This window comes from Shewanella sp. YLB-07, assembly GCF_009377275.1.
The window spans coordinates 200,262-221,909 of sequence record NZ_VOQB01000001.1 but is presented as its reverse complement, the minus strand read 5'-3'; the positions used below and the strand labels follow the sequence as shown (position 1 = coordinate 221,909).

The following is a 21,648-nucleotide window of genomic DNA, read 5'->3' as shown; positions in this document are numbered from 1 at the left end:
TGTCGTTGAGGTCATTAAAGACGATTTAAGGTGAATATAAGCTGAACGCTAAAAATGCTATGGAGTAAAATTCGAAGAGATGAATTGTCCATCGACACGAATGCATTAAACATTGTCATCTTGGGTTCATCTTATCTGAGGTATAACTATTAGAGCCCCTGAAACTGACTCCTTCATTTCTTTGATTTCTTAGACAAGCTCTTTAAAACTTGTGTCTTAAGAATGGGATATTTACACTGATAACAAATAAAGGCATTTAAACATCGGACACACTCTATGAAATTGGCTTCGAGCTTCACATTAGCTTTAATCATATCGGCTTGTTTACTGTTCCCACTACAGGGAGCAGCCTCAAGTGTGACTAAGCTATCAATGGTTTCAGCTGTAAGCTCTGTCAATGCCGTTAGCTTAAGTTCGATGAGCATGGCCGCTCAGTCTAAAAAGCCCCCTAAAAAGTTAAAAGTCACCAGTTCTCAACAAGCTATTCAGTTAGTCAAACGACAATACCCAGGCAAGGTGCTCAAGGTGCAATCGAGCCGAGTCAACGGCAACCCAGGTTACCGGGTCAAGTTGTTATCCAGTTCCGGAGCGGTATTTTATGTGTCCGTCGATGCCAAAACCGGCAGTGTGCGTAGAAACTAATTTGCAACTTAAAGACTTAACATAATGAATTTACACAGGTGATCCAATGCGAATACTGTTAGTTGAAGATGACTTAGAACTACAAACTAATCTTAAACAACATTTGATTGATGCCAATTTTACCTTGGATGTGGCCAGTGATGGAAAGGGTGATTTGTTTCAGAGGAATACCCGAAGCTCATTACAGAGGTGACCCAATGCGAATACTGTTAGTTGAAGACGACTTAGAGCTACAAACTAATCTGAAACAGCACCTGCTCGATGCCAATTTTACCTTGGATGTGGCCAGCGATGGAGAAGATGGTTTATTTCAGGGAAGTGAGTATAGCTATGACGCCGGGATCATAGATGTCGGGTTACCTAAGCTTAACGGCATTGAACTGATCACTAAGCTCAGAGAGCTAGAGATAGACTTTCCCATCTTGATCTTAACCGCCCGTGATAGCTGGCAAGATAAGGTAGAGGGCTTAGATGCCGGCGCCGATGATTACCTGACGAAACCTTTCCATCCTGAAGAGCTAATCGCCCGTCTCAACGCCTTGATCCGTCGCTCGGCAGGCAAGGCCAGTCCACTAGTCTACAATGGACCTTTTAGCATCAATACCAGTACTCTAGAGGTTAAAAAGTCTGGTCAGTTGATGAATTTAAGCAGCTCAGAGTACAAGCTATTCGAGTTTTTTATGTTGCACCCAGGAGAAGTTAAATCTAAGACAGTACTGATTGAGCATATCTATGATCAAGACTTCGACTTAGACTCTAACGTGATCGAAGTATTTATTCGCAGGTTGCGCAAGAAGTTAGATCCAGACAATCAGCTCGGACTGATAGAAACATTGAGGGGGCAAGGTTATCGTTTGAAGCCACTGGCTCGCTGTGCACAGCACACTGAAGATGAGTCAGATGCTAAATAAACTGTCAAACCTGATGAACTCACTCAAGGCGCGCCTGATTATCAGTGCACTCTTGCTGAACCTAATCTTACTGCCCTTGATTGGTTTTACCCTGAACGATGCATTTAAACAGCAAGTCTCGACATCGGCCAAAAATGAATTGAAAGCTTACCTCTACTCAATTTTAGCCGTGACAGAGGTGGATAACGGCCAACTTATGATGCCCGAAGCCTTAGCAGAGAATCAATTTAATGTGATTCAATCTGGCTTATTTGCACTCATTTCAACGCCAAATCCCGATAGGAAGAAAACCAGTGTCACTTGGCAATCCAACTCGTTTCTTGGGCTGAACTTACCCGACAATTTGCCCCAACCTGAGATAGGTAAAAGTGAGTTTAAGGAGATAGAGATTGATGACAAGCCCCATATTATCTACAGTTACAGCGCCAGTTTCGAACATAAAATTTTATCCAATGATGGCTTGAGTGTTGACAATGTCACCTTCCCAATCACGGTGCACATCATTAAAGATCAACTCGACTACCAAAACCAAATAGATTTATTTGGTCAATACCTTTGGAGCTGGTTACTGATCTTGATGGTTTTCCTGGTATTGGTTCAGTTGGCTTGGCTACTGTGGACCCTAAAGCCCTTGGCTCAGTTTAAGCGAGAACTTAACGAGATAGAGCAAGGCAAGGCCATGCAGATCCAGGCAAAGTATCCCAATGAGCTGCAAGCTGTAGCGAGACAGCTCAACACCCTGCTCAATACCGAGCAGCGCCAGCGAAAACGTTACCGCAATGCCCTATCGGATCTGGCCCATAGCCTAAAAACGCCACTGGCAGTGATTCAAAGTCAGAAAGATCTGAGCAAAAGTTCATTCGAGCAAACTAATATCATTAGCCGCATCATAAGTCATCAACTCAAACGAGCACAAACGGCAGCTGGGTCTTCTTGGCACTTAGGTGTTAATGTCATGTCGGTGTCAGATAAGCTAGTGAGGACCTTGCCCAAAATATACCGTGAACCTCAGATAGAGATAAGTTCGAGTGTCGGCGAGCAGTGTATTTTCAAGGGTGACGAGGCCGATTTAATCGAAATGTTAGGTAACTTACTCGACAATGCCTGTAAGGCCGCCAAGGCTCGAGTGCACCTGACCGTCAGCATGAAAGACACCGGACTCAACATAGATATAGAAGATGATGGCCCGGGAGTATCACCTGAACTTGAGAGTGACATATTCGAGCGCGGCATACGCGCCGACTCCTATCTACAGGGAAACGGCATAGGACTTGCCATAGTTAGTGACTTGGTTGACAGTTATCAGGGCCAACTTTCAGTGTCCCGTTCAGATACTCTGGGCGGCGCCAAATTTAGCCTGAGCTTTAACTGATTTTCTGAGTTTTAGTTAATAATTTGGCTTACTAAAAAGCCCTGCTAATCGGTATTAGCAGGGCTTTCCTCATCTTATCTGTTCGTTTTGGTAATTACATTAGCTTTCCACTGTAAGCTTCTGCACTGCTATCGCTTCTTCTAGCTGAGCCTCTACAAAACCGGGGGAAGTGGTTTTCGCCGAGATTAAACGATACATGGCCGGAATCACCAGTAGGGTAACAAACGTCGCAAACGCCATCCCGAAGAAGACCACAGTACCCACAGCGATACGGCTCTCAGAGCCTGCGCCGGTTGACATGATCAAGGGGACTGCACCGACTAAGGTCGTAAATGCGGTCATCAGGATAGGACGCAGACGGCGCGTCGAAGCATCGATAATCGCCTGTTCTATCTCGAGCCCTTTATCACGTAACTGATTGGCAAATTCCACGATCAAGATGCCGTTCTTGGTCACCATGCCGATCAGCATGATCATGCCTATCTGGCTGTAAATATTCAGTCCTTGGCCGGTCAGGAAGAGGCCGAGGAAGCCACCGAAGACCCCCATAGGTACAGTAAACATCACCACCATAGGGTTAATAAAGCTCTCAAACTGGGCAGCCAACACCAGATAAGCCACTAACAAAGCCAGTCCAAATACCACAAGCACACTACTTTGATTTTCTTTAAAGTCTTTCGACTCACCCGTGTAGCTCACCGAGATATCACTGGGCAAAATCTCGATCGCTTTAGCATCGAGAAAATCTAAGGCTTGGCCTAAGGTATAACCTTCACCTAAGTTAGCCTTAAGTGTTATCGATTTCTGCTTATTGGTATGACTCAATTTTTGAGCCGAAGCCACCTCTTCGATATGTGTTATCGAATCGAGTGTGATCAACTCGCCTTTACTCGAACGCATGTAGATCTGGCTCAAGTCCGCCATGCTATTAAAGCTATTCTCGTCGCCTCTTAAATAAACATCATACTCCTCACCGCGCTCGACAAATGTGGTTTCACTGCGTCCACCGAGCATCACCTCCAGGGTCTCGGAAACTTCGGCAACACTAATCCCAAGCTCGGCGGCGCGCTGTCTGTCGACACTCACCACTAGCTCTGGCGTGGTCTCGGAGTAATCGAGATCGGCCCCTTCCAGCATAGGGCTATGAATCGCTTCTTCCTGTAAAACTTCCGCCCACTTGAACAGTTCCTGGTAATCAGAACCTCCTATCACAAACTGCACCGGCTCGCTCGATTGCCCCCTGAAACCTGGCAACATGGGACGCACCATCACATCGGGGATCCCCTGCAGGGCTTTAGCGACAATAGCCAGTGCTTGCTGAGCATTGACGTCCCTATCTTCCCAGTCTTCAAGCTGCATGATAACGAAACCGGTCTGATCACCAGCCCGGCCACCGAATGCCGGAGCTTGTACGCTGAAAGACTTGATCACCCCTTGGCCTAACAGCGGCATTAGCTTGTCTTCGACAATATCCATGTTAGCCGTCATGCGGTTGTAACTGGTGCCTTCTGCCCCCTTGACGAAAGCAAATATCACCCCCCTATCTTCTTGGGGTGCCAGCTGTGATGGCACCACCTGCATCAGGGCGGCGCTGCCGACAATACACAAGATGATCACCACAGGCGCGACAAACCTAAATTGAATCGCCTTGGCAACGGCGAGTCGATAGCCACGCTCCAGCTTGCTAAATCTGGCATCGATCCAGATATTGAAACGATTAGGCTTAACATCCGCTTTAAGTATCTTGCTGGCGAGCACTGGCGTTAACGTCAGGGCCACGATAGAGGAGAAGATCACCGACATCGCCAGCATGACGGAGAACTCGGTAAACAAGCGTCCGACCATGCCTTCCATGAAAGAGATAGGCAGAAATACCATCACCAGAACGGCCGTGGTGGCGACAACGGCAAACCCCACTTCCCGCGTGCCGTTATAGGCTGCCAACAAAGGTGGTTCACCTTTCTCGATATGATGGAAGATATTCTCCACCACCACTATGGCATCATCCACCACCAGACCGATGGACAGAATCAAGGCCATCAGGGTGAGCAAGTTAATCGAGAAACCAAAAAAGTTAGCGGCAATAAAGGCTGAAATGAGCGAAACCGGTACGGTCACGGCAGGGATAAGTGTTGCCCTCGCCTGACCGATAAAGATATAGAGCACCAGGACAACCAGTCCACCGGTGATCAACAATGTGTTATAAACTTCGCTAATTGAGCGGTCGATAAATACCGTGGAGTCATAATCGACCACCAGCTGAGTCCCTTCAGGCAGGAATTGCTGAATGCGCTCGACCTCGATATGCGCAGCCTTTGCCACCTCTAAAGGGTTGGCGTCGGACTGAGCTATGATACCTAAACTTAAGTTTGGTACACCATCACTCTTAAATGTGGAGTTTTCATTCTCTGCACCAACAAAAACCGAGGCGACATCTTTAAGGTAAATTGGCGTGCCATCACTGGCGGTGCGAACCACTAAGTAATCAAAGTCATGCGGATTATTGTAGAGCCTGGCCGTACGCACTGTCATTACAGTGGTGTCGTTTCTGACTTCTCCGCCCGGGGTTTCAACGTTTTCAGTCTTTAAGCTGGCAATGATATCTGCGGTCGTCACATTACGACCCGCCATCAACTCAGGTTTGAGCTGAACATACATCACCTTGTAGAGGCCGCCAGAGATACTCACCGAGCTCACCCCAGTGATCAGGCTGAATCTGTCTTCCAACACCCGCTGGGCATAGTCGGTCAGCTGGGTTCTGTCCATCACAGACGAGCTGAGATTGATATAAATTGAAGGCTCACCCGAGCCATTGTCCTTGGAGACAATAGGATCATCCGCCTCGTCGGGCAAACGACGTTGGGCACGGGCAACCGCATCACGGACATCACTCACCCCTTCGGTAAGGTCCCAGTCGAGATCGAAGGTGATGGTGATCCGCGACATCCCGTTGCGGGTAACGGATGTTATCTCATCGATGCCACTGATGCCTGTGAGTTCATCCTCCAAAGATGTGGTGATCTGACTCTCCATGATCGTTGCCGAAGCGCCATCATAGGTGGTCATCACAGTCACCACTGGATTTTCCACATCCGGCATTTCACGCACCGCCAGTTTAGAGAAGGACACGGCGCCAAATACACATAGAAGCAAACTTAAAACGATAGCGACGACGGGGCGTTTAACTGAGATATCAGAGATTAACATTAACTTCTGTCTCCCTGAGACTCACCTAACTTATGGCCCGCAGTCATAGACTCATCTTTATTTGAAAGGTCATCCACTCTTAAGCCGTCACGCATGTTAACTAAACCTTGCACTACGATGCGATCGCCGACACTGAGTCCATCTGTGATAAGTACTTCATCTTGAATACGCGCTCCTAGAACCACTTGGGTTCGTTTGGCTAATTGGTCTGCGCCAATCACGTATACAAATCGTTTGGTGCCGGAATATTCTATGGCTTGAACCGGGATCACAGGCTCAGACACGGCAGGAAAGCTCAGACTCGCCGACATCATCATGCCAGGCTTTAGCTTATGATCTGCGTTATCGAAATTGACCCGCACCTTAAGGTTCAGGGTCTCCTCATTAATACGAGGATCGATAGCCACCACCCACCCTGTAAACGTACTATCGGGCCAGGCTCTGTTGGTTGCAGCCACTGTCATGTCAACACTCAACATAGAGAGATAATTCTCAGGTACCTGCAAATCGACCCGCATAGAAGATAGATCATCTAGGGACAGCAGCTCACTCCCCGCCGTCACCATGGTCCCCCGGCTGAAATCCAGTAATCCCGCGGTACCGGAAAAAGGCGCCTTGATATAGTGGTATTCGAGTTCGGCCTGAGCAGACTCGAGTCTGGCGGTGGCAATATCGACACTGGCTCTTTGAGCATCAATCTCAGTCTGGGTGATGGCATTACGATCGATGAGCTTGAGATATTCTTTTAGTTTACGTTTCTCATCGTTGAGGTACGCCTTCGCCTCTGAGACACTAGCCTGAGGCTTAGCATCTTCGAGCTGGATTAGCAGCTGCCCCGTGTGTATCTCTTGATTAGCGGTCACATGAATCGCTTTAACCTTGCCCGCCACCTCTGGGGAAATATAGACAGATTTATCCGCCTGCAATTTGCCTATTAAAGAGATAGTCTGAGACAACAGGTGCCGATCAACAACACCTGTAACCACAGGCACGACGCGCGGTGCACGCGCCGACTTATCGTTAGGCTTCTGCGCCAGAGTAAAGCCACTGAACGAAGCGACAACGGCGCTCACGATAAGAATGGGGATCAATAGCAGACTTTTTTTCATTGATGAGTTTTCTTCTAATACCAAGGTTGTGAATTGCCACTATTTTAAAGAAAAACTAGCCTTTGTAGGGTAAAGCTGTGTAAAGCAACGCAAATGTCCGGTGTTTATTAAACAATATCTTGTAACAGAGCATGACTAGAAACAATCCCGCAACCACAGGCAAACTAAAGCCACACAAGCCAACACAGAAAGACACAAGTTATATCTGGAGGCTGCAAGGCCACAAAAGGCCGATAAAATCGAGCTGCAACCCATTTATCTGTTGAGTGAACACTATTAGCAATTGGTAAAAATTTCTTCGATAATCCACGCAGCCAAAATACTTGGCGCTTATGAGACATTCCAATTGAAATTAATTTGGCTAGATAATCTACACCGAAGAGGTGTCTACGGCTTTTACCGCAGTTACATGCCCTATACCCGAATCAGTCGAAAAGAGCAGATAGCCTTATTGATAAATGATGATGAACACACTTTCCCCCCTGACTCATACATTAAAGCAGAGCAGATTATTGCAGGTCTCAGGTTTAGGCCTATCGGAGAATTTAACTTACTGAACGGTATGCTGGTTCACCCAGACCATAGAGGAAAAGGCATAGGCCACCAGCTAATGAAGCGAGTAACAGAGAAACTGACATCAAAAGAAACCTATCTATTTTCTCTACCACACCTGGTGGAGTTTTACCGAAAGCATGGATTTAGCCAAGATGTCCAAGCGCCGAATGATATCGAACAGCTTTTTAATAAATACACCAGCCAAGGTAAAGACTTAGTCATGATGGGCTATATCAAGGTAAAGAATCAGAATCGGTGATTTAACCTTTCTCTTGCCTTGGTAAGCTAAACAACCAAGGCATCGACTTGAGCAGCTTATAGCCTAGCCAGATCATCATTGAGGTGGCGATCACAGCGACCAGAATAGAGCTAGCTCGATAAAGAATGGCGAAGAAGGCGTCTTGTTGTCCCGGTACCATGTTAGTCGTCAAAGGAATCGTCAGCGCGGAGATGGCTGAGAAACCGATCCCTGCCCATACAGGATCCTTAGCCAACCAGCGACAGAAGATCCCGGCGGCGATGGCATAAGACACGAGATAGAGTATAGGGTTGTCAAACATATCATAGAGAACAAATTGAATGGCCATCGCAGCCATACAACCGGCCAATGTTCCTATGATACGAATTTTTGCCGCCATCAGGGACCCAACCAGAGTCATAGGTGCCAATATGACCAAGATACTCGCCTGAGCCGAGAGTGAGTCATTCAAGTTCGCCACCTGAAAAATGACAAACGCAACCATGGCCACCAGCCAGCCCAGGGCGGTTTGTTCCAATATGGCTTTAGGCTCTTTATCTTGCCCTTGTATACTCATTATGGGCCCTTCTTCTATCGGATCAGGAAAACAATAAAAGGCCAGACCGCAGATAGGCAAGGTCATCAGAGTGGCTATCCAGATCCCCACGATGAAGTTTTCTAAATCGAATGCTTGATAGCTGCCAAAATTGAGCAGAATCGAACCAATAAGTAGACCCACATATCCGAATACATAGATCGGTTTATGATGCATGGCAAAGCATTTAAACAGCAGCATGATCCCCACGGCTATCAGCATGAGAACCGGGTATGGCTGCAAGAAGCCTATGATTAGGCTTACCTGAACGCTCACCCAGAAGATGCCCAATATCAACTGCACAAACAAGCCCGTATTCCAACGATTCAGACTCACTAAAACAAACACAGGAAACAAGGCCATAAACATGGCATTCGACCACCCAAGGAGCGTGCTTATGGTTACACCTAACACACAGGCGAACCAGATCCTTAACGGCTTCATCTTACCTCCTCGAATGACTCTCTAAAACAGAAAATAAACCATAGTGAGAGCCCGAATAAACAGGGCTTCAACCTGTTCAAAAATAACGGCAAGCAGCAGAGTAACACTGACTCCCAGAATCATTCGGGTCGTGGTTTCTCTTTTAACTGGCTTACTATTTGATGGTGACATCCTGGTTACCTTTTACTCGTTTTAATCTAAGTTCAGACGTGATCAATACACATAATGGAACAGACTCACCATGCGTATTAATAGCCCACCTAAAAAATTAAACACTAAATTATCTGTTTGATAGATAATAACAGTTGCACGAGAACCAACAAATAGATTATCAGGAAGTTTAATGTCAGCGCTGAAGTTAACCCTGACTCTTTGGGCATCACGTACCCAACGATTACTGGTCACAACCGATGACAATTGACCATTAGCCTTCTGCTGCGCCGACGCCACACCAAAATCACGACTGGACACAGCTAAACTCAGCACCTCTCCGGGCAGTCCATCGAAGGCGACTTCGGCGCGCATGCCAGGTTGTAACATGGAGGTGGCCTTCTCTCTGAAATCGGCAGTGATCCACAAAGAGTCGGTAGGAATAAATGTCAGAAGAGGCTGATTAACACTGGCAAAACTACCTTTATGCAGCTGTAGATTTGTCACCACACCGTCACTCGGTGCTTTTATCTGTGTGTGCGAGAAGTCTAACTTGGCTTGTGCTAAACTCGTTTCGGCTGAATGTACTAAACTACTCTCCCCCTCACTATCACCAAGTTGAGTCTCAATTGCCCTGTACTGGGCCTTCGCTGCGACAAGATTCGCCGAGCTCTCATCTCTCTGTGTCCTGATCGAATCAAGCTTAGATTCAGAGACAGAACCTGAAGTCGACAACTTAGATATTCTTTGAAACTCCCTTTTGGCATTGTCAGAAGCTGCTGTACTGGTTGTAATATTCGCTTTCGCCGCCGCGGCCTGAGCATACAGGGACGCTTCCCCCTCGATGGCCTGCTTTAAATTCAACTCGGCCATAGTAACCGCTAACCTAAACTTACGATCATCTATGCTAAATAACAGATCACCAGACTTAACCAACTGATTATTGCTGAGGTTCACTTGGGTTATATAGCCCGACACTTCGGGGGCTAACTGCACGACAAAGCCTTGTACCCGACTCTCAGTCGTCATGGGCGCATAGCGGTCGGCCATAACCAGATAGAGGCCAGTCACCACGAACATGATGATCAACACTGTCATCCAACGTCTGAATTTTTGCTCTGCGAGCTCCATTTTATCTCCTTTCAATCTTAAGCAGAGTATTATATATCGCTATTTTTACTACAAATAGTCTGTATCATAGGCCATGTACGTCCTATTAATAGGACGGGATTATCAAGTAAAAGATCATGGAGTAGCAGATGCCAAGCTTAGACGATATCAATTTGTTTGTTCAGACGGTACGACACCAAGGGATCAGTTCGGCTGCTAAGGCCAATGGTTTACAGCGTTCTAAAGTCAGTCGGCGCTTACAAGAACTGGAAAAACAACTAGGCTACCAGCTACTTATCCGCACTACCCGCAACATAGAACTCACTGAACGTGGGCAATGGTTGTACGAACAGGTGAACGGCCCCCTCAACAGATTAAACGAAGCGGTTAATTTGATGCAGACAGAGCGAATGACACCACAGGGGAAAATGCGTCTGGCTATCCCGCCCGCCCTTGGAATGACAGAGATATTTTCTAACGTTATCGAAGATTATGTTAATCGATATCCTGATGTCAGATTAGAAGTAGAGCATCAGAAACAAGCTATAGACTTGAGAAGAACCGATACGGATCTACAGATTTTACCAAGTTATATAGACACACTGCACCATGACTATGTTCAACAGCACTTACTCTATTTGAGTTTTTGCATGGTCGCATCCGTAAGCTATCTCAGTCAGTTTGGTACCCCTAAGCAATTTTCTGACCTAGCGTCTCATCAACTGTTAGCCAGTCGCTATAGCAGGTCACTGTTACCTGAAGATGTCGAATATCACCTTTACAGCGATGATCTACAGCTTCTCATCAGGCTGGCAAAATCAGGTAAGGGCGTCGCCTTATTACCCAGATTACTGGTGGATAAATATCTTCAAGACGCCAGCTTGCATGAAATATTAGACCAACAGCGTTTTACCGAACTTAAACTCACCTTGATCTATCCATCTCAACCTTATTTGCCCGAGAAAACCCGGGCCATGGTTCAGTTATTGAGGCTATCTTTCGGCCAAAATACATGATGCCATAAAAAATGTAGAGGCTAGCTTGTGCTGCCATAGATAAATGAGTAAGAATGTGCACCACACATAATTCATAGCGAAGCTAAGCATGACAAATAAGAAAATAGCCATCTTCGTCGATGTACAGAATATCTATTACACCTGCCGTCAGGCCTATGGCCGCCAGTTTAACTATCGAAAGTTATGGCAACACATTGGCTACGAGGGCGATATTGTCTCGGCCACGGCCTACGCCATTCATAAAGGCGATGATGGCCAGCTTAAATTTCAGGATGCACTCAAACACATAGGCTTCGATATTAAGCTAAAACCATTTATTCAGCGCAGCGATGGTTCGGCAAAGGGTGATTGGGACGTGGGGATTGCCATCGATGTAATGGAAGCGGCTCCGGAAGTGGATACTATCATTCTGCTCTCCGGCGATGGTGATTTCGACTTACTCATGCTCAAGGTGTATCAAAAGTATGGCGTCGACACTCAAGTTTATGGTGTACCGACACTCACAGCTAAGTCTCTTATCGATTCGGCCTGTAAATTTGTTGAAATCGATGAGGCTTTATTGCTTTAACATTCAAGAAAAAACGATTAAAAACAAAAGAAAATTAACAATGAAAAACAATAGGTTAATCATTAGATATAATAATACCTCTACAGAAAACCTGAAAGATTGGATTTATTTATGATGTGTGGTGAACTTTCTTCGAGATAGTGACTCTGATTATATGTAGCAAGTTGAGTGTAACTTGTTTCATGTTTTCATCATGGTTCATCACCTCCCTTTTAGAGGGCTCAATGAGTTCTCAACTGAAAGGTAAGTTAATTTGCTAGCGCTTAGTGCTTACCAATTCAGAACTTATTCTATTAAGAATGTTTGGCACCTCATTGAGGTGCCATTTTTTTTGCTTTCAAGCCCTGTTTACAAACCAATGCTCTTATCTAGCTGAACGACGATCGATGGATGATACCCCACTCTCGCCTGGCTATAGATCTGCTTAATTTCGCTCTCATAGCCGGCAACTTGCAACTCTGAGTAGAGTGGCCTAACAAACTTGCCCCGGCCTATTCGGATAAGGTAATCACTCAATGCGGGTAATACTGGATCGTAGTGATTACGGATAGCCACCCTAAACCAATCACAAGCAATTTCTGCGTTAGTCGATTGAGTCAGGTTAAAGCATCCATCTAACTCCATCAGCTGCTCTTGACTAAGCACCTCAGGCAGTGAACTTAAAAAGTACTGCCAATGATGGACTCGCCAACTATCTGTCAATAACGAGCTTGCTTGTGTACCAGCCAACCAAGTCTCTATGGCTGCTTCGACTTTATCTAAACTGTCTGATACCGGCGGAGTAAACCAGTCAGGCATGCCACAGCCATAGATCCACTCCAGCAACTCAGCCTCGCTGAGCTTGTCTGCATGCTCAATCAGCAAGGTCTGCTTGGCATACTCGATAAACGTTTCTGTGGTTATCGCCTCGAATGCAAAGTGCTGCACATAGGTATAGAGAAATTTATCGAATGCCTCACGACCCAAACGACGCTCCAAATCATGGACAAACATAGACGCCTTATCATAGGTGAAACGATTAAAAGCCTCATTGGGATCTTGAGTCTGTACATTGGCAGGTAAATGCTGTTCGGCGAGTTCTGTGGTTGCCAGCTCCTCCTTCAAGCGGCCATATTCCAATACCACTTCCAACTCGGCTTGCTCTTTACCAAACACAGCCTCGACGATGCGATTGGTAAAATAGGTGGTAAATCCCTCATTGAGCCAAAGATCTCGCCAAGTGGCATTACTGACCAGGTTTCCAGTCCAGGAGTGAGCCAACTCATGGGCCACGGTAGACACCAGACTCTTGTCTCCAGCGATCAGGGTCGGCGTAATAAATGCCAATCGAGGGTTTTCCATGCCACCAAAGGGGAAACTAGGCGGCAAGACTATCATGTCATAACGCCCCCAGGGATAAGGCCCCAGCAGAGACTCGGCGATTTCTACCATCTGCTCGGTATCTTCAAACTCTTTGACCGCCGCATCTAACACTTCGGGCTCAGCATAGACGCCGGTGCGGTCGCCTATTTTACCGAAGGCGAGATCTCCCACCGCGATGGCCAACAGATGAGTCGGCATGGATTTCTCCATTGAGAAAGAGAATTCTCCATCCAAACTCGCCGTCGCATCATTCATGGCGCTCATCACAGCCCGCATGCCAACAGGCACCTTAACTATTGCCTCGAACGTGATGCGGGCCTTAGGGCTATCTTGCAATGGGATCCAGCTTCTGGCATTAACGGGCTGAGATTGGCTGAATAGAAATGGCAGAGTCTTACCACTGGTTTGCTCAGGAGTTAACCATTGCAGACCTTGGGCATTGGTTGAGGTCTGATAATACAGCTTCACACTTAGAGTCTGACTCAACAGAGAGATATTAAGTCTCTCGCCTAAGATAGAATCGTGTTTATCAATAGTAAATGTTAAGACATCACCCTTATCATCTCGTACATCCAGTATGGTGAGTTCGCGAAGATCTAACCATAAATGACGACAACTGGCATCGATATAATCCAGCGTTAACTCGGCAACACCTGTTAACTGTTTAGCTTCAAAATCGACATCGAGATCTAATGCTAAATGCTTGACTCTAATTTCATCGACATTAGCAAATGAATGATAGTCACGATTATTATCCCATTGATTTGACACTACACTTTCCTTTTTAGCAATTACGAATTAACTTGAAATCTCAAATATAAATAGCCCGACACATGTACATAAAGTTTAACTGGCGTTGCCGTCGATAACACATACCACGAATATTAATGATTATCTTAACCACAGCCGGTGAACATGTCATTGCAATTGACTTCATTTAACTTAGATGAAACACTTGAGAATATTGTATACAAAAAGACATTTCGAGGGAACACGCCGTGCAAACGTTTAAACTTTTATCATTAACGGGTCTGCTTAGCCTAAGTGCCTGCCATTCATCGGTTCAAGAAGATCCAACGAGTTTAGCCGCGGTCTTATCTCAGAATCATGCCTGTAGTGACACCATAGTCATACGTTCACAAGCCCTAACAGAAGAGCAGATAGCCGAGGCTTGTGCGCTAATGGGCAAACAAGAAGCTAAATTTCATCAGCTATTTGGTACCCAAGGTAAGCCTGTCGCCAACGACAACAACATGAGTATGCGAGCCAACGTCTATCATTCTCGCGAAGATTACACTCAGTATGTAACCACTCACTTCGATGTACCCAGCGACAATGGCGGCATGTTCCTCGAAGGATTACCGGGCCAAACTGACAATCAAGCAGAATTTGTCGCCTATGAGAAGAAGGGGCAGATTTGGAACTTAGCCCATGAATATGTGCATTATTTGGATGGCCACTTTAACTTATACGGTGATTTTTGTGCCTCACTGCACGACTCCCACAGTGCTCCTGAATACTGCCCTAAACCTGCACCACTTTTACCCTACTTGATCTGGTGGAGCGAAGGATTAGGTGAATATGTCTCCCGAGGAGACGATAATCAAGCCGCCATCGACTTGGCTAAAAAATCCCTTTCAGACAATAGCAACTTCCCATTAAGTGAGCTATTTAATACCGGCTACGAGAAAAATGGCGGCACCGACAGAGTCTATCGTTGGGGATATTTATCGGTTCGCTTCATGATGGAAAACCACAAAGATAAGATCGATAATATGCTCATATTCACCCGCAAGGGAGACTACCCAAGGTACCAGTCTTTAGTTAAGCAATGGGGCACAAGCATGGATGATGAATTTAAGATCTGGCTGGTTAAACTCACCAGTTAATCTTGCCCGTTTTAAAAGTTAGAGAAAGTTGCTGGTAAATATTTTATCGTTATTTCCAATAAAATATGAACTATCCGGATAAATGGGACTCTGATTATATGAACCGAATTTTTGGCTTCTGTTTAACGTTAGATTGAAGTCGTTTTCATTGTTCATCATCACTCCCTTTTAGATAGTTTCTAGCGCGACTGTCACCCTATTCCAAGCTTGGAACATGTAGCGACCTGATTAGGTCGCTTTTTTTTGCCTAAATTTTAAATGAAGCGGTAAGGATAAGAAGAGGCTAATCCTAGTTCCTAGGAACTGGTATTAAAACCAAGATCAAAAAAGGCCTCAGATGAGGGCTATGGCAATGTACTCAATGTAGGCCGAGTGCAAACGCGGTATTGGGACTGATTAACACTCGAACACTGGCGAATCTCAACCACTGCGAGAGCTTCTACTACGTACTTTCTGGTGCCTTCTCTTTTTCAAAAGGTAATATTAATGCCAAACATGTTCCTGGAAAGGATGACAACACGGATGAGAAAAATCGTCTAACCAGTGAGCTTGATGCGCTCATGATACAAGAGCAGTGCCTCAACCAACCGGCGAGTATCACTGGCATCAACACTAAGGCGGAAAACAAGGCCGCGCCGTTGCCGTTTAACTTGTCGACCTTGCAACAAACGTGCGCCAAACAACATGGTTACAGTGCCGATGACCCCCTCAAGCTGGTACAAAGCCTGTATGAGACCCACAAGCTATTAACCTACCCACGCTCAGATTGCCGTTATTTGTCTGATGAACACTATGCGGGGGCCAGTAAGGTACTGACTGCAATAGCGGGTACAGCACCAGGACTGAATGCAGCCATCGAGGGCGGCAATCCTCAATTGAAGCACAAAGCCTTTAACGGCAGTAAAATCACCGCGCACCATGCGATTATCCCCACTGAAAAAAGTGGGGCAAGCATCACCTTGAGCCCTAAAGAGCGCACGGTATATGAGTTAGTCGCAAAAAGCTTTGTAGCCCTGTTTTATCCAGCCAGTGTGCGAGATAAGACCCGTTTGGAGATTGATTGCCAAGGGCGTGTCTTTGTTGCCACCCAAAGCAATATGACCGCGCAAGGCTGGGAAGTGCTGTATCGAGGTGAAATAGAGGAGGAACGCGAGAGCAAGCAAGAGCTGGACTTAAGGGAAGTGAGCAAAGACACCGGCACTAACCAATCACTTGATATCGATAAGAAGAAAACCACACCACCGAAATACTTTGTCGAATCAAGCTTACTGGCCGCGATGACCCGGGCAGCCAAATTCATAGAAGACCCAACGCTTCGCGCGGCCTTGGAAGCTAAGGACAAAGATAATGCGTCTGAGTCTGGCTCTATCGGAACAGAAGCCACCCGGGCGGCTATTTTGAAGAAGTTGGCCAACAATCCTTTAATCACCCTTAGCACTGAGAAAGGCTATAAGGAGAAGGTGTGGAAAACCACCGAGCAAGGGCAAGAGTTCTGCGCCTTGCTGCCTAAAGAGATTGTGGCGCCGGATACCTCGGCACTGTGGGCACAGAAACAGCAAGCTATCAGAGCCGGAGAGTCCACCGTTGAGGCATTTGTCAGTGATTTAGATGATTACCTGGCACTGCGTATTTCTGATGTAAAAACCAACGGCGTGCCCATCACCATCAAAAACAAAATCAGTTGCCCTAAGTGCCAAGTGGGGGCGCTGGTGAAGCGTAAAGGAAAGCATGGCCCGTTTTGGGCCTGTAATCGTTACCCTGAATGTAAGAGCCATTACCCTGATGATAACGGCAAGCCTAACCTTGAAGATAAAAATAAATCCACGCTGGCCATCTCAGAGACCGAGTTTTGCAAGCAATGCGGCAAGCCCCTTATCAGACGCCCAGCGAAAAAAGCAGGGGTATTTTGGTGGGGCTGTTCGGGCTACCCAAAGTGTACCATTCGATTTTTTGACCAAAACGGCAAGCCGGACAGAGATAAAGGCGAAATGCGATAGCCCCAAACTTGACTAATCCCTTGCTAGCTACGAGTATACGCCCAGCCAAGTAGGGATACAGACGGAACAATAATAAGGCTTTTACCCTTTCAATCCCGCTAAGTAAGGCGGTTTTTTTTGTTGATGACCATTCAATATCAACCCACTTTTTCCTTTTAAAGAGACTGAAATAATGAGCGATTTTTTAGAGATTTTAACCCATGGCCGTAAATTCAAGGCAGCAGTCAAAGACCTGCCGTTTGATGAGCTAAAGGTCTTCGCCGGCAAGCTTGAACAATTGATTGCCACAAGAGAGGCCCAAGCGGAAGCTGAGCTTGCTGAAAATGCAGAGCGTAATGCTCAAATTGATGCCATCAGAAAGCAGATGGCCGAACTCGGGCTGAGCTTGGATGACGTGGGAGAGGCACCAAAGGCCCCCAAGAAAAAACGCGAACCCCGCCCTGCGAAGTACAGTATTGAAGTCAATGGCGAAACCATCAGCTGGACAGGACAAGGCCGGATGCCAACCGTGTTTAAAAAAGAACTCGATGAAGGCTTTGAGCTTAAGGGTTTCCTCATCTCATAAAACGTTTTCATGCCAGTTTTATGAAGATTTGATGAAGTTACCCACAGATTTAGTGGATAACCTTTGTACAAGTCAAACCTGTGCAAGTAAGAGATTTTGTCAAGGTTATGAGAGGATAAGCTCAATATTTTAGAGCGCTATTCTCGTGTAAATAAAAGATAACCCAGGCTTATACCAGAGCATTCCGACACTGACAAAGCAGTCATCACATCCAGCCTTGCTGGATGTGATTTTTTTTGCTTTTTTTCCTGAAAACGACTTTTTGTTATCGAATTAGCACTCGTGCAGCGCTTCAAATGACACCAACGAATAGTTACATTGTAATTATTCGTTCTTTTCAAATTCACTTAAATCCGCATTCAATATCAAATAATCAATGATTTCAATTTTTGTTTTACCTGATTTGAAGATCATTAGACTTAATTTGCGTCGGCTCGCATCAGTGATTTCAACTTGTAGCAGCTCTTTACCATTGCGCTTCTTGTGAACCCGTAACGTCGTGACCAACTTCTTGAGACCCTGCTCAGATAAATGAAGGTTCTGTCGCATCTTGAAGTTACAGAAATGGTCTACATACAGAACTTGATAAGCAGACGATACATAGTCCAGCCCTGCAGTGATGCTAAGCTGGATTTTTATTTGTTATGTAATTTATCCTATGGCCTTAAGCTTCGCCAAAAAACAGTTTCCTTCAGCCACAATCTTGATGGCCGTTCGATGGTATGTTGCTTATAAGCTGAGTTATCGTGATATAGAAGAGTTACTCGCTGAACGTGGTGTTCACGTTGATCACGCGACGCTTCATCGTTGGGTGTTGGAATATGCTCCTCTTTTGGAAGCTGCCTTCCGTAACAGCAGAAAGCGCGCAGTGTCTGGCTCGTGGCGAATGGACGAAACGTATATCAAAGTTAAAGGTCTATGGTTTTACCTGTACCGAGCCGTTGATAAATACGGTGATACTATCGATTTCATGTTGAGCGAAAAGCGGGATGAAGCTGCCGCCAGAGACTTCTTTAACAAAGCTATCGGGCAGCATGGCTTACCAGAGAAAGTGGTTATTGATAAAAGTGGAAGTAACAGCGCGGCTCTGGATAACTTGAATTGGCAACTTTGGTTCGCCGGTATCGCAGCTTATATTATCGAAGTGTTGCAGGTTAAATACCTCAATAATATCGTAGAGCAGAGTCACCGAGCGGTGAAGTGGAAGATGCGTACCGCCCTTGGATTCAAATCGATGGCTGGGGCTGAAGCTACAATAGTCGGTGTCGAGTTATGGCAAATGCTTCGTAAAGGTCAGATGAAAGATGCTGGTGAGATGACGTTATGGGAGCAATTTTATTCTTTAGCAGCTTAACAGTGTCTGGAGAATAGTACGATCACTGCTTTTTTCAAAGATGCGACAGAACCACATTTCGCCCGTCGGTCATAATTTTTCATCGTCGTGTAAGCCGCATGTGGACTATACCTGAATAGGCTAACTCTTTACATAAAGCGTATTATGTAAAGAGTTTTTGTGTAGGGAAATGTATAACTATTTATCAACCTGCTGAACAACAGGTGGCTTCCATAAACCTTGTTGTAAACTGTCATCCGGAATATAAAGTCGCAAATTCAGATAAAAGCCTTTTGTGGGGGCTGGCAACCAATTTGATTTTTTCTTAGCGTCTATTGGTGCTTCATTTTGTAAAAAAATGTCAAGAGAGCCATCATCGTTATAAATTAAACCTTGAGTGCGACCCCCAATAGAGTAGCGCTTAATTGGGTTTTCAATAAATGCCCCTGTATTTAAATCATACATAGACACGGACCAAAAGGCTTTAACATGTGGTAGCTGATCTTTGGGGAAGTGCATGAGGTAATGGTCATCTCCGTTAAAGGGCTGACCTTTATCGTCCTTGCGGCCATCCATGTAGATGGCTTCTTTGGCCGTATTACCACCGGTGTACCATTTTGCCCAAGCTGCTCGGAATAAGTAATCAGTCCCCATAATTCCTGACTTTCTACTCCAACGCCAACCATTAACCGACTCTCCAGTGCTAGCGGCATTAGAGTCCATTAAATGTAATGCGAACTGGTAGGCTTTAGTTAGCCCGCTTTTTTGGGCATCACTTAAAGCAGAATAATCAAATCTTAAGTTGTCATCCCTAAATCCAATTTGTTGCAAACTATCGGCAATGACAATATCGCGTTCTTTCGGGGGAGTGAATTTTAGTGAGCGTGCAAGTTTATAATAGAATTCAAGCTCAGGAGCTAAATCAGCAGGTTTAGTATAGGCTACGCGTTGCATCGAAAAAGTTTTATCTACTGCGATTTCTTGTCCACTGTTTTTCATTTCCTGAAACTGACTAAGGGGGGTTAAGCGAAGTTTATCTTGAATTTTATTAGCATTTTTTACATCGTCTGATCCCTTAACTCCAATGCGCCCCCAAATAACTAAACTGTTGTACTCACTATCAATACGTTTAACATCTGGAGGTAAATTACCTTTCCAGTCAGGCCCCACAAGCGCGAAGTCACCGGCTTTAACACCCGTAGTTCGACTACCAACATAAGCAAAAGTATCGCCATTTGGATCCCATAATTGCATGGTGTAGTAGCGATCCGCTTCTACTTCAGGAACCGAAAGAACCATAGGTTCGCGGCTGACATCTGTAAAGGCTTGAGCATATAGAGTGTCATTGTTGGGTGTCGCAATCGCTTTAAATTCAGGGCCGCGTAATTGGCGGACTAAAGCAAATTCATTTATTTGTGCTTGAGGGTTACCTGTTTTAGCTTCAGCATCAGGTCGTGTCCGACCGCGAATTAAATCTTCAAAGAACACGATTGGATACCCCCAAATAACGGCATTAACACCAAGATAAAAGGCTTCAGCCTCAGCGCCCTTAAGGGTTCCTAATTCAGGTGGAGGAGTCGCTCGCCCCTTAGCATCCGCTACAGAGCTCATGGTTAGAAGCACATACAAAGCTATAGTCATTATAATTTTCATTGTTCATTCCTTGACAATATTGGTTTAGAACTCGCTGTTATGAAAAGTCTTTTTGAATTATGAAGCTTTTCAACTATAAACGACTTAGGAGTAAACAAAAGATGATCCATCACCTCAGGTATCTAAGCTCTACTGCTTAGCTGGACTAGTATGCGCTTTATCTAAATGCTCTCTTAAGCTTTTAGCCCACTTTCTAATCACTCTTTTGGCGTCTGCACGGTTTGAGACTCGACTCGCCCACTCGTAAAAATCATTATCCCCCGCCTCTTCTGCATCGATGATACGAGCAACTATCTGGCCACTCACTCCATCGAAGACCTCCAAAAGCAATGTCCCTTCGCCTGTGGTATCAGTATAGCGTTTAACATTGACAGCACTCTCTAAATCAGGTGCATTCACTTCCAAATTGAGGACAGAGGGCTTAAGTAACAAGGTTCCCGGCTCTGCTTTGGTCACAATGGAATAATGTGTTGATTTGGCTAGCTCTTCCTGAAATACTTCATCAAAGAGTTTTTCTACCCCCTCTTTAATGCGAATAACATCTTTATCTTCAACTCGCATTGATAACTCTCTTTCATCGCGATTGTAATCTCGTTTCCAATCCTTTTTAAAGGTAACAGTGCTGGGAGAGATAAGGATTTTATCGTAACGGGTAAAATCAACATTCTCGTTTTTAGCCACTTGAGTCGAACGTGTCGCTTTAACTAACGTCATCCCGTCAGCTGACACGGTGAGCTGTTGATTTTTATTTATCGTGCACGCTGAGAGCGTTGCGACAGCTAAAAGTGTTACGCATAAAAATAACTTATTCATATTTTTCCCTGTTTAATATCATTAACGACTATTTCTGTTGTGATTTTTTGGTTGCCACTTTAGCGTCAAAGGAGGAGTCACCTACCCCCTCCTGATGGCTGATATAGCTCATCAATTCT

Annotated in this window: 19 protein-coding genes; 11 read left to right on the top strand and 8 right to left on the bottom strand. The window is 45.4% G+C overall.

Annotation, left to right across the window (positions count from 1 at the left end; all coding sequences use genetic code 11):
• Nucleotides 1-357 precede the first annotated feature (357 nt).
• From FS373_RS00895 to FS373_RS00880, 4 genes are read left to right on the top strand one after another with little or no spacing between them, the layout of a single operon-like run.
• A complete protein-coding gene (locus FS373_RS00895) occupies nucleotides 358-642 on the top strand; it encodes a PepSY domain-containing protein (protein ID WP_322619446.1) in 285 nt (94 codons plus the stop codon).
• A 46-nt stretch (nucleotides 643-688) separates the two neighbouring features.
• Nucleotides 689-835 carry a hypothetical protein gene (locus tag FS373_RS00890; protein WP_407695609.1) on the top strand — a complete coding sequence of 49 codons (147 nt, stop codon included), beginning with the start codon at nucleotides 689-691 and terminating at the stop codon, nucleotides 833-835.
• A 4-nt stretch (nucleotides 836-839) separates the two neighbouring features.
• On the top strand, nucleotides 840-1,553 hold the full coding sequence (locus FS373_RS00885) for a response regulator transcription factor (protein WP_152828867.1): 714 nt from the start codon (nucleotides 840-842) through the stop codon (nucleotides 1,551-1,553).
• Nucleotides 1,543-2,925, top strand: coding sequence for an ATP-binding protein (locus tag FS373_RS00880; protein WP_144047522.1), 1,383 nt, complete (start codon nucleotides 1,543-1,545; stop codon nucleotides 2,923-2,925). Before FS373_RS00885 ends, FS373_RS00880 begins: the two co-directional genes overlap by 11 nt.
• Before the next feature lie 99 nt (nucleotides 2,926-3,024).
• On the opposite strand, the gene FS373_RS00875 is transcribed toward FS373_RS00880, so the two are convergent.
• Together FS373_RS00875 and FS373_RS00870 are read right to left on the bottom strand one after the other, a co-directional pair.
• Entirely contained in the window at nucleotides 3,025-6,132 is a 3,108-nt protein-coding gene (locus FS373_RS00875) for a multidrug efflux RND transporter permease subunit (RefSeq protein WP_144047523.1), read from the bottom strand.
• Nucleotides 6,132-7,241, bottom strand: a complete 1,110-nt coding sequence (locus FS373_RS00870; RefSeq protein WP_152828866.1) for an efflux RND transporter periplasmic adaptor subunit — start codon at nucleotides 7,239-7,241, stop codon at nucleotides 6,132-6,134. The genes FS373_RS00875 and FS373_RS00870 overlap by 1 nt, the downstream gene beginning before the upstream one ends.
• A 346-nt stretch (nucleotides 7,242-7,587) precedes the next feature.
• Between FS373_RS00870 and FS373_RS00865 the strand changes: the two genes are divergently transcribed.
• On the top strand, nucleotides 7,588-8,055 hold the full coding sequence (locus tag FS373_RS00865) for a GNAT family N-acetyltransferase (protein ID WP_144047524.1): 468 nt from the start codon (nucleotides 7,588-7,590) through the stop codon (nucleotides 8,053-8,055).
• A 1-nt stretch (nucleotide 8,056) separates the two neighbouring features.
• Here FS373_RS00865 and FS373_RS00860 read toward each other — a convergent pair whose 3' ends face one another.
• The 3 genes from FS373_RS00860 to FS373_RS00855 are packed head-to-tail and all read right to left on the bottom strand — an operon-like array spanning nucleotide 8,057 to nucleotide 10,354.
• Complete coding sequence (locus tag FS373_RS00860) at nucleotides 8,057-9,073, bottom strand: DUF2955 domain-containing protein (RefSeq protein WP_144047525.1); 1,017 nt, start codon at nucleotides 9,071-9,073, stop codon at nucleotides 8,057-8,059.
• A gap of 21 nt (nucleotides 9,074-9,094) precedes the next feature.
• Nucleotides 9,095-9,244: a hypothetical protein gene (locus FS373_RS31385; RefSeq protein WP_194165804.1), complete on the bottom strand. Its 150-nt coding sequence runs from the start codon at nucleotides 9,242-9,244 to the stop codon at nucleotides 9,095-9,097.
• A 42-nt stretch (nucleotides 9,245-9,286) separates the two neighbouring features.
• The gene (locus FS373_RS00855) at nucleotides 9,287-10,354 is read right to left on the bottom strand and encodes an HlyD family secretion protein (protein ID WP_144047526.1); all 1,068 of its coding nucleotides are present in this window, start codon (nucleotides 10,352-10,354) and stop codon (nucleotides 9,287-9,289) included.
• A gap of 128 nt (nucleotides 10,355-10,482) precedes the next feature.
• Between FS373_RS00855 and FS373_RS00850 the strand changes: the two genes are divergently transcribed.
• Both FS373_RS00850 and FS373_RS00845 read left to right on the top strand, forming a co-directional pair.
• Nucleotides 10,483-11,349 carry a LysR family transcriptional regulator gene (locus FS373_RS00850; protein WP_144047527.1) on the top strand — a complete coding sequence of 289 codons (867 nt, stop codon included), beginning with the start codon at nucleotides 10,483-10,485 and terminating at the stop codon, nucleotides 11,347-11,349.
• Between the two features lie 88 nt (nucleotides 11,350-11,437).
• Nucleotides 11,438-11,917, top strand: coding sequence for an NYN domain-containing protein (locus FS373_RS00845; RefSeq protein WP_144047528.1), 480 nt, complete (start codon nucleotides 11,438-11,440; stop codon nucleotides 11,915-11,917).
• 348 nt (nucleotides 11,918-12,265) lie between these two features.
• Here the strand turns inward: FS373_RS00845 and FS373_RS00840 are convergent, their stop codons facing one another.
• A complete protein-coding gene (locus FS373_RS00840) occupies nucleotides 12,266-14,050 on the bottom strand; it encodes a M1 family metallopeptidase (protein ID WP_144047529.1) in 1,785 nt (594 codons plus the stop codon).
• A 227-nt stretch (nucleotides 14,051-14,277) separates the two neighbouring features.
• Between FS373_RS00840 and FS373_RS00835 the strand changes: the two genes are divergently transcribed.
• From FS373_RS00835 to FS373_RS00820, 4 genes are all read left to right on the top strand, one after another.
• Nucleotides 14,278-15,168 (top strand): collagenase, encoded by an 891-nt coding sequence (locus tag FS373_RS00835; RefSeq protein ID WP_322619445.1) that lies wholly within the window; start codon nucleotides 14,278-14,280, stop codon nucleotides 15,166-15,168.
• A 386-nt stretch (nucleotides 15,169-15,554) separates the two neighbouring features.
• The gene (locus FS373_RS00830; RefSeq protein WP_152828865.1) at nucleotides 15,555-17,165 is read left to right on the top strand and encodes a DNA topoisomerase; all 1,611 of its coding nucleotides are present in this window, start codon (nucleotides 15,555-15,557) and stop codon (nucleotides 17,163-17,165) included.
• A gap of 172 nt (nucleotides 17,166-17,337) precedes the next feature.
• Nucleotides 17,338-17,730 (top strand): H-NS family nucleoid-associated regulatory protein, encoded by a 393-nt coding sequence (locus FS373_RS00825; RefSeq protein WP_144047532.1) that lies wholly within the window; start codon nucleotides 17,338-17,340, stop codon nucleotides 17,728-17,730.
• A gap of 658 nt (nucleotides 17,731-18,388) precedes the next feature.
• On the top strand, nucleotides 18,389-19,084 hold the full coding sequence (locus tag FS373_RS00820) for an IS6 family transposase (protein ID WP_152828864.1): 696 nt from the start codon (nucleotides 18,389-18,391) through the stop codon (nucleotides 19,082-19,084).
• Between the two features lie 177 nt (nucleotides 19,085-19,261).
• Here FS373_RS00820 and FS373_RS00815 read toward each other — a convergent pair whose 3' ends face one another.
• Nucleotides 19,262-20,716, bottom strand: coding sequence for a DUF1254 domain-containing protein (locus FS373_RS00815; protein WP_152828863.1), 1,455 nt, complete (start codon nucleotides 20,714-20,716; stop codon nucleotides 19,262-19,264).
• A 129-nt stretch (nucleotides 20,717-20,845) separates the two neighbouring features.
• Complete coding sequence (locus FS373_RS00810; protein WP_152828862.1) at nucleotides 20,846-21,529, bottom strand: DUF3313 family protein; 684 nt, start codon at nucleotides 21,527-21,529, stop codon at nucleotides 20,846-20,848.
• Nucleotides 21,530-21,648: the final 119 nt, after the last annotated feature.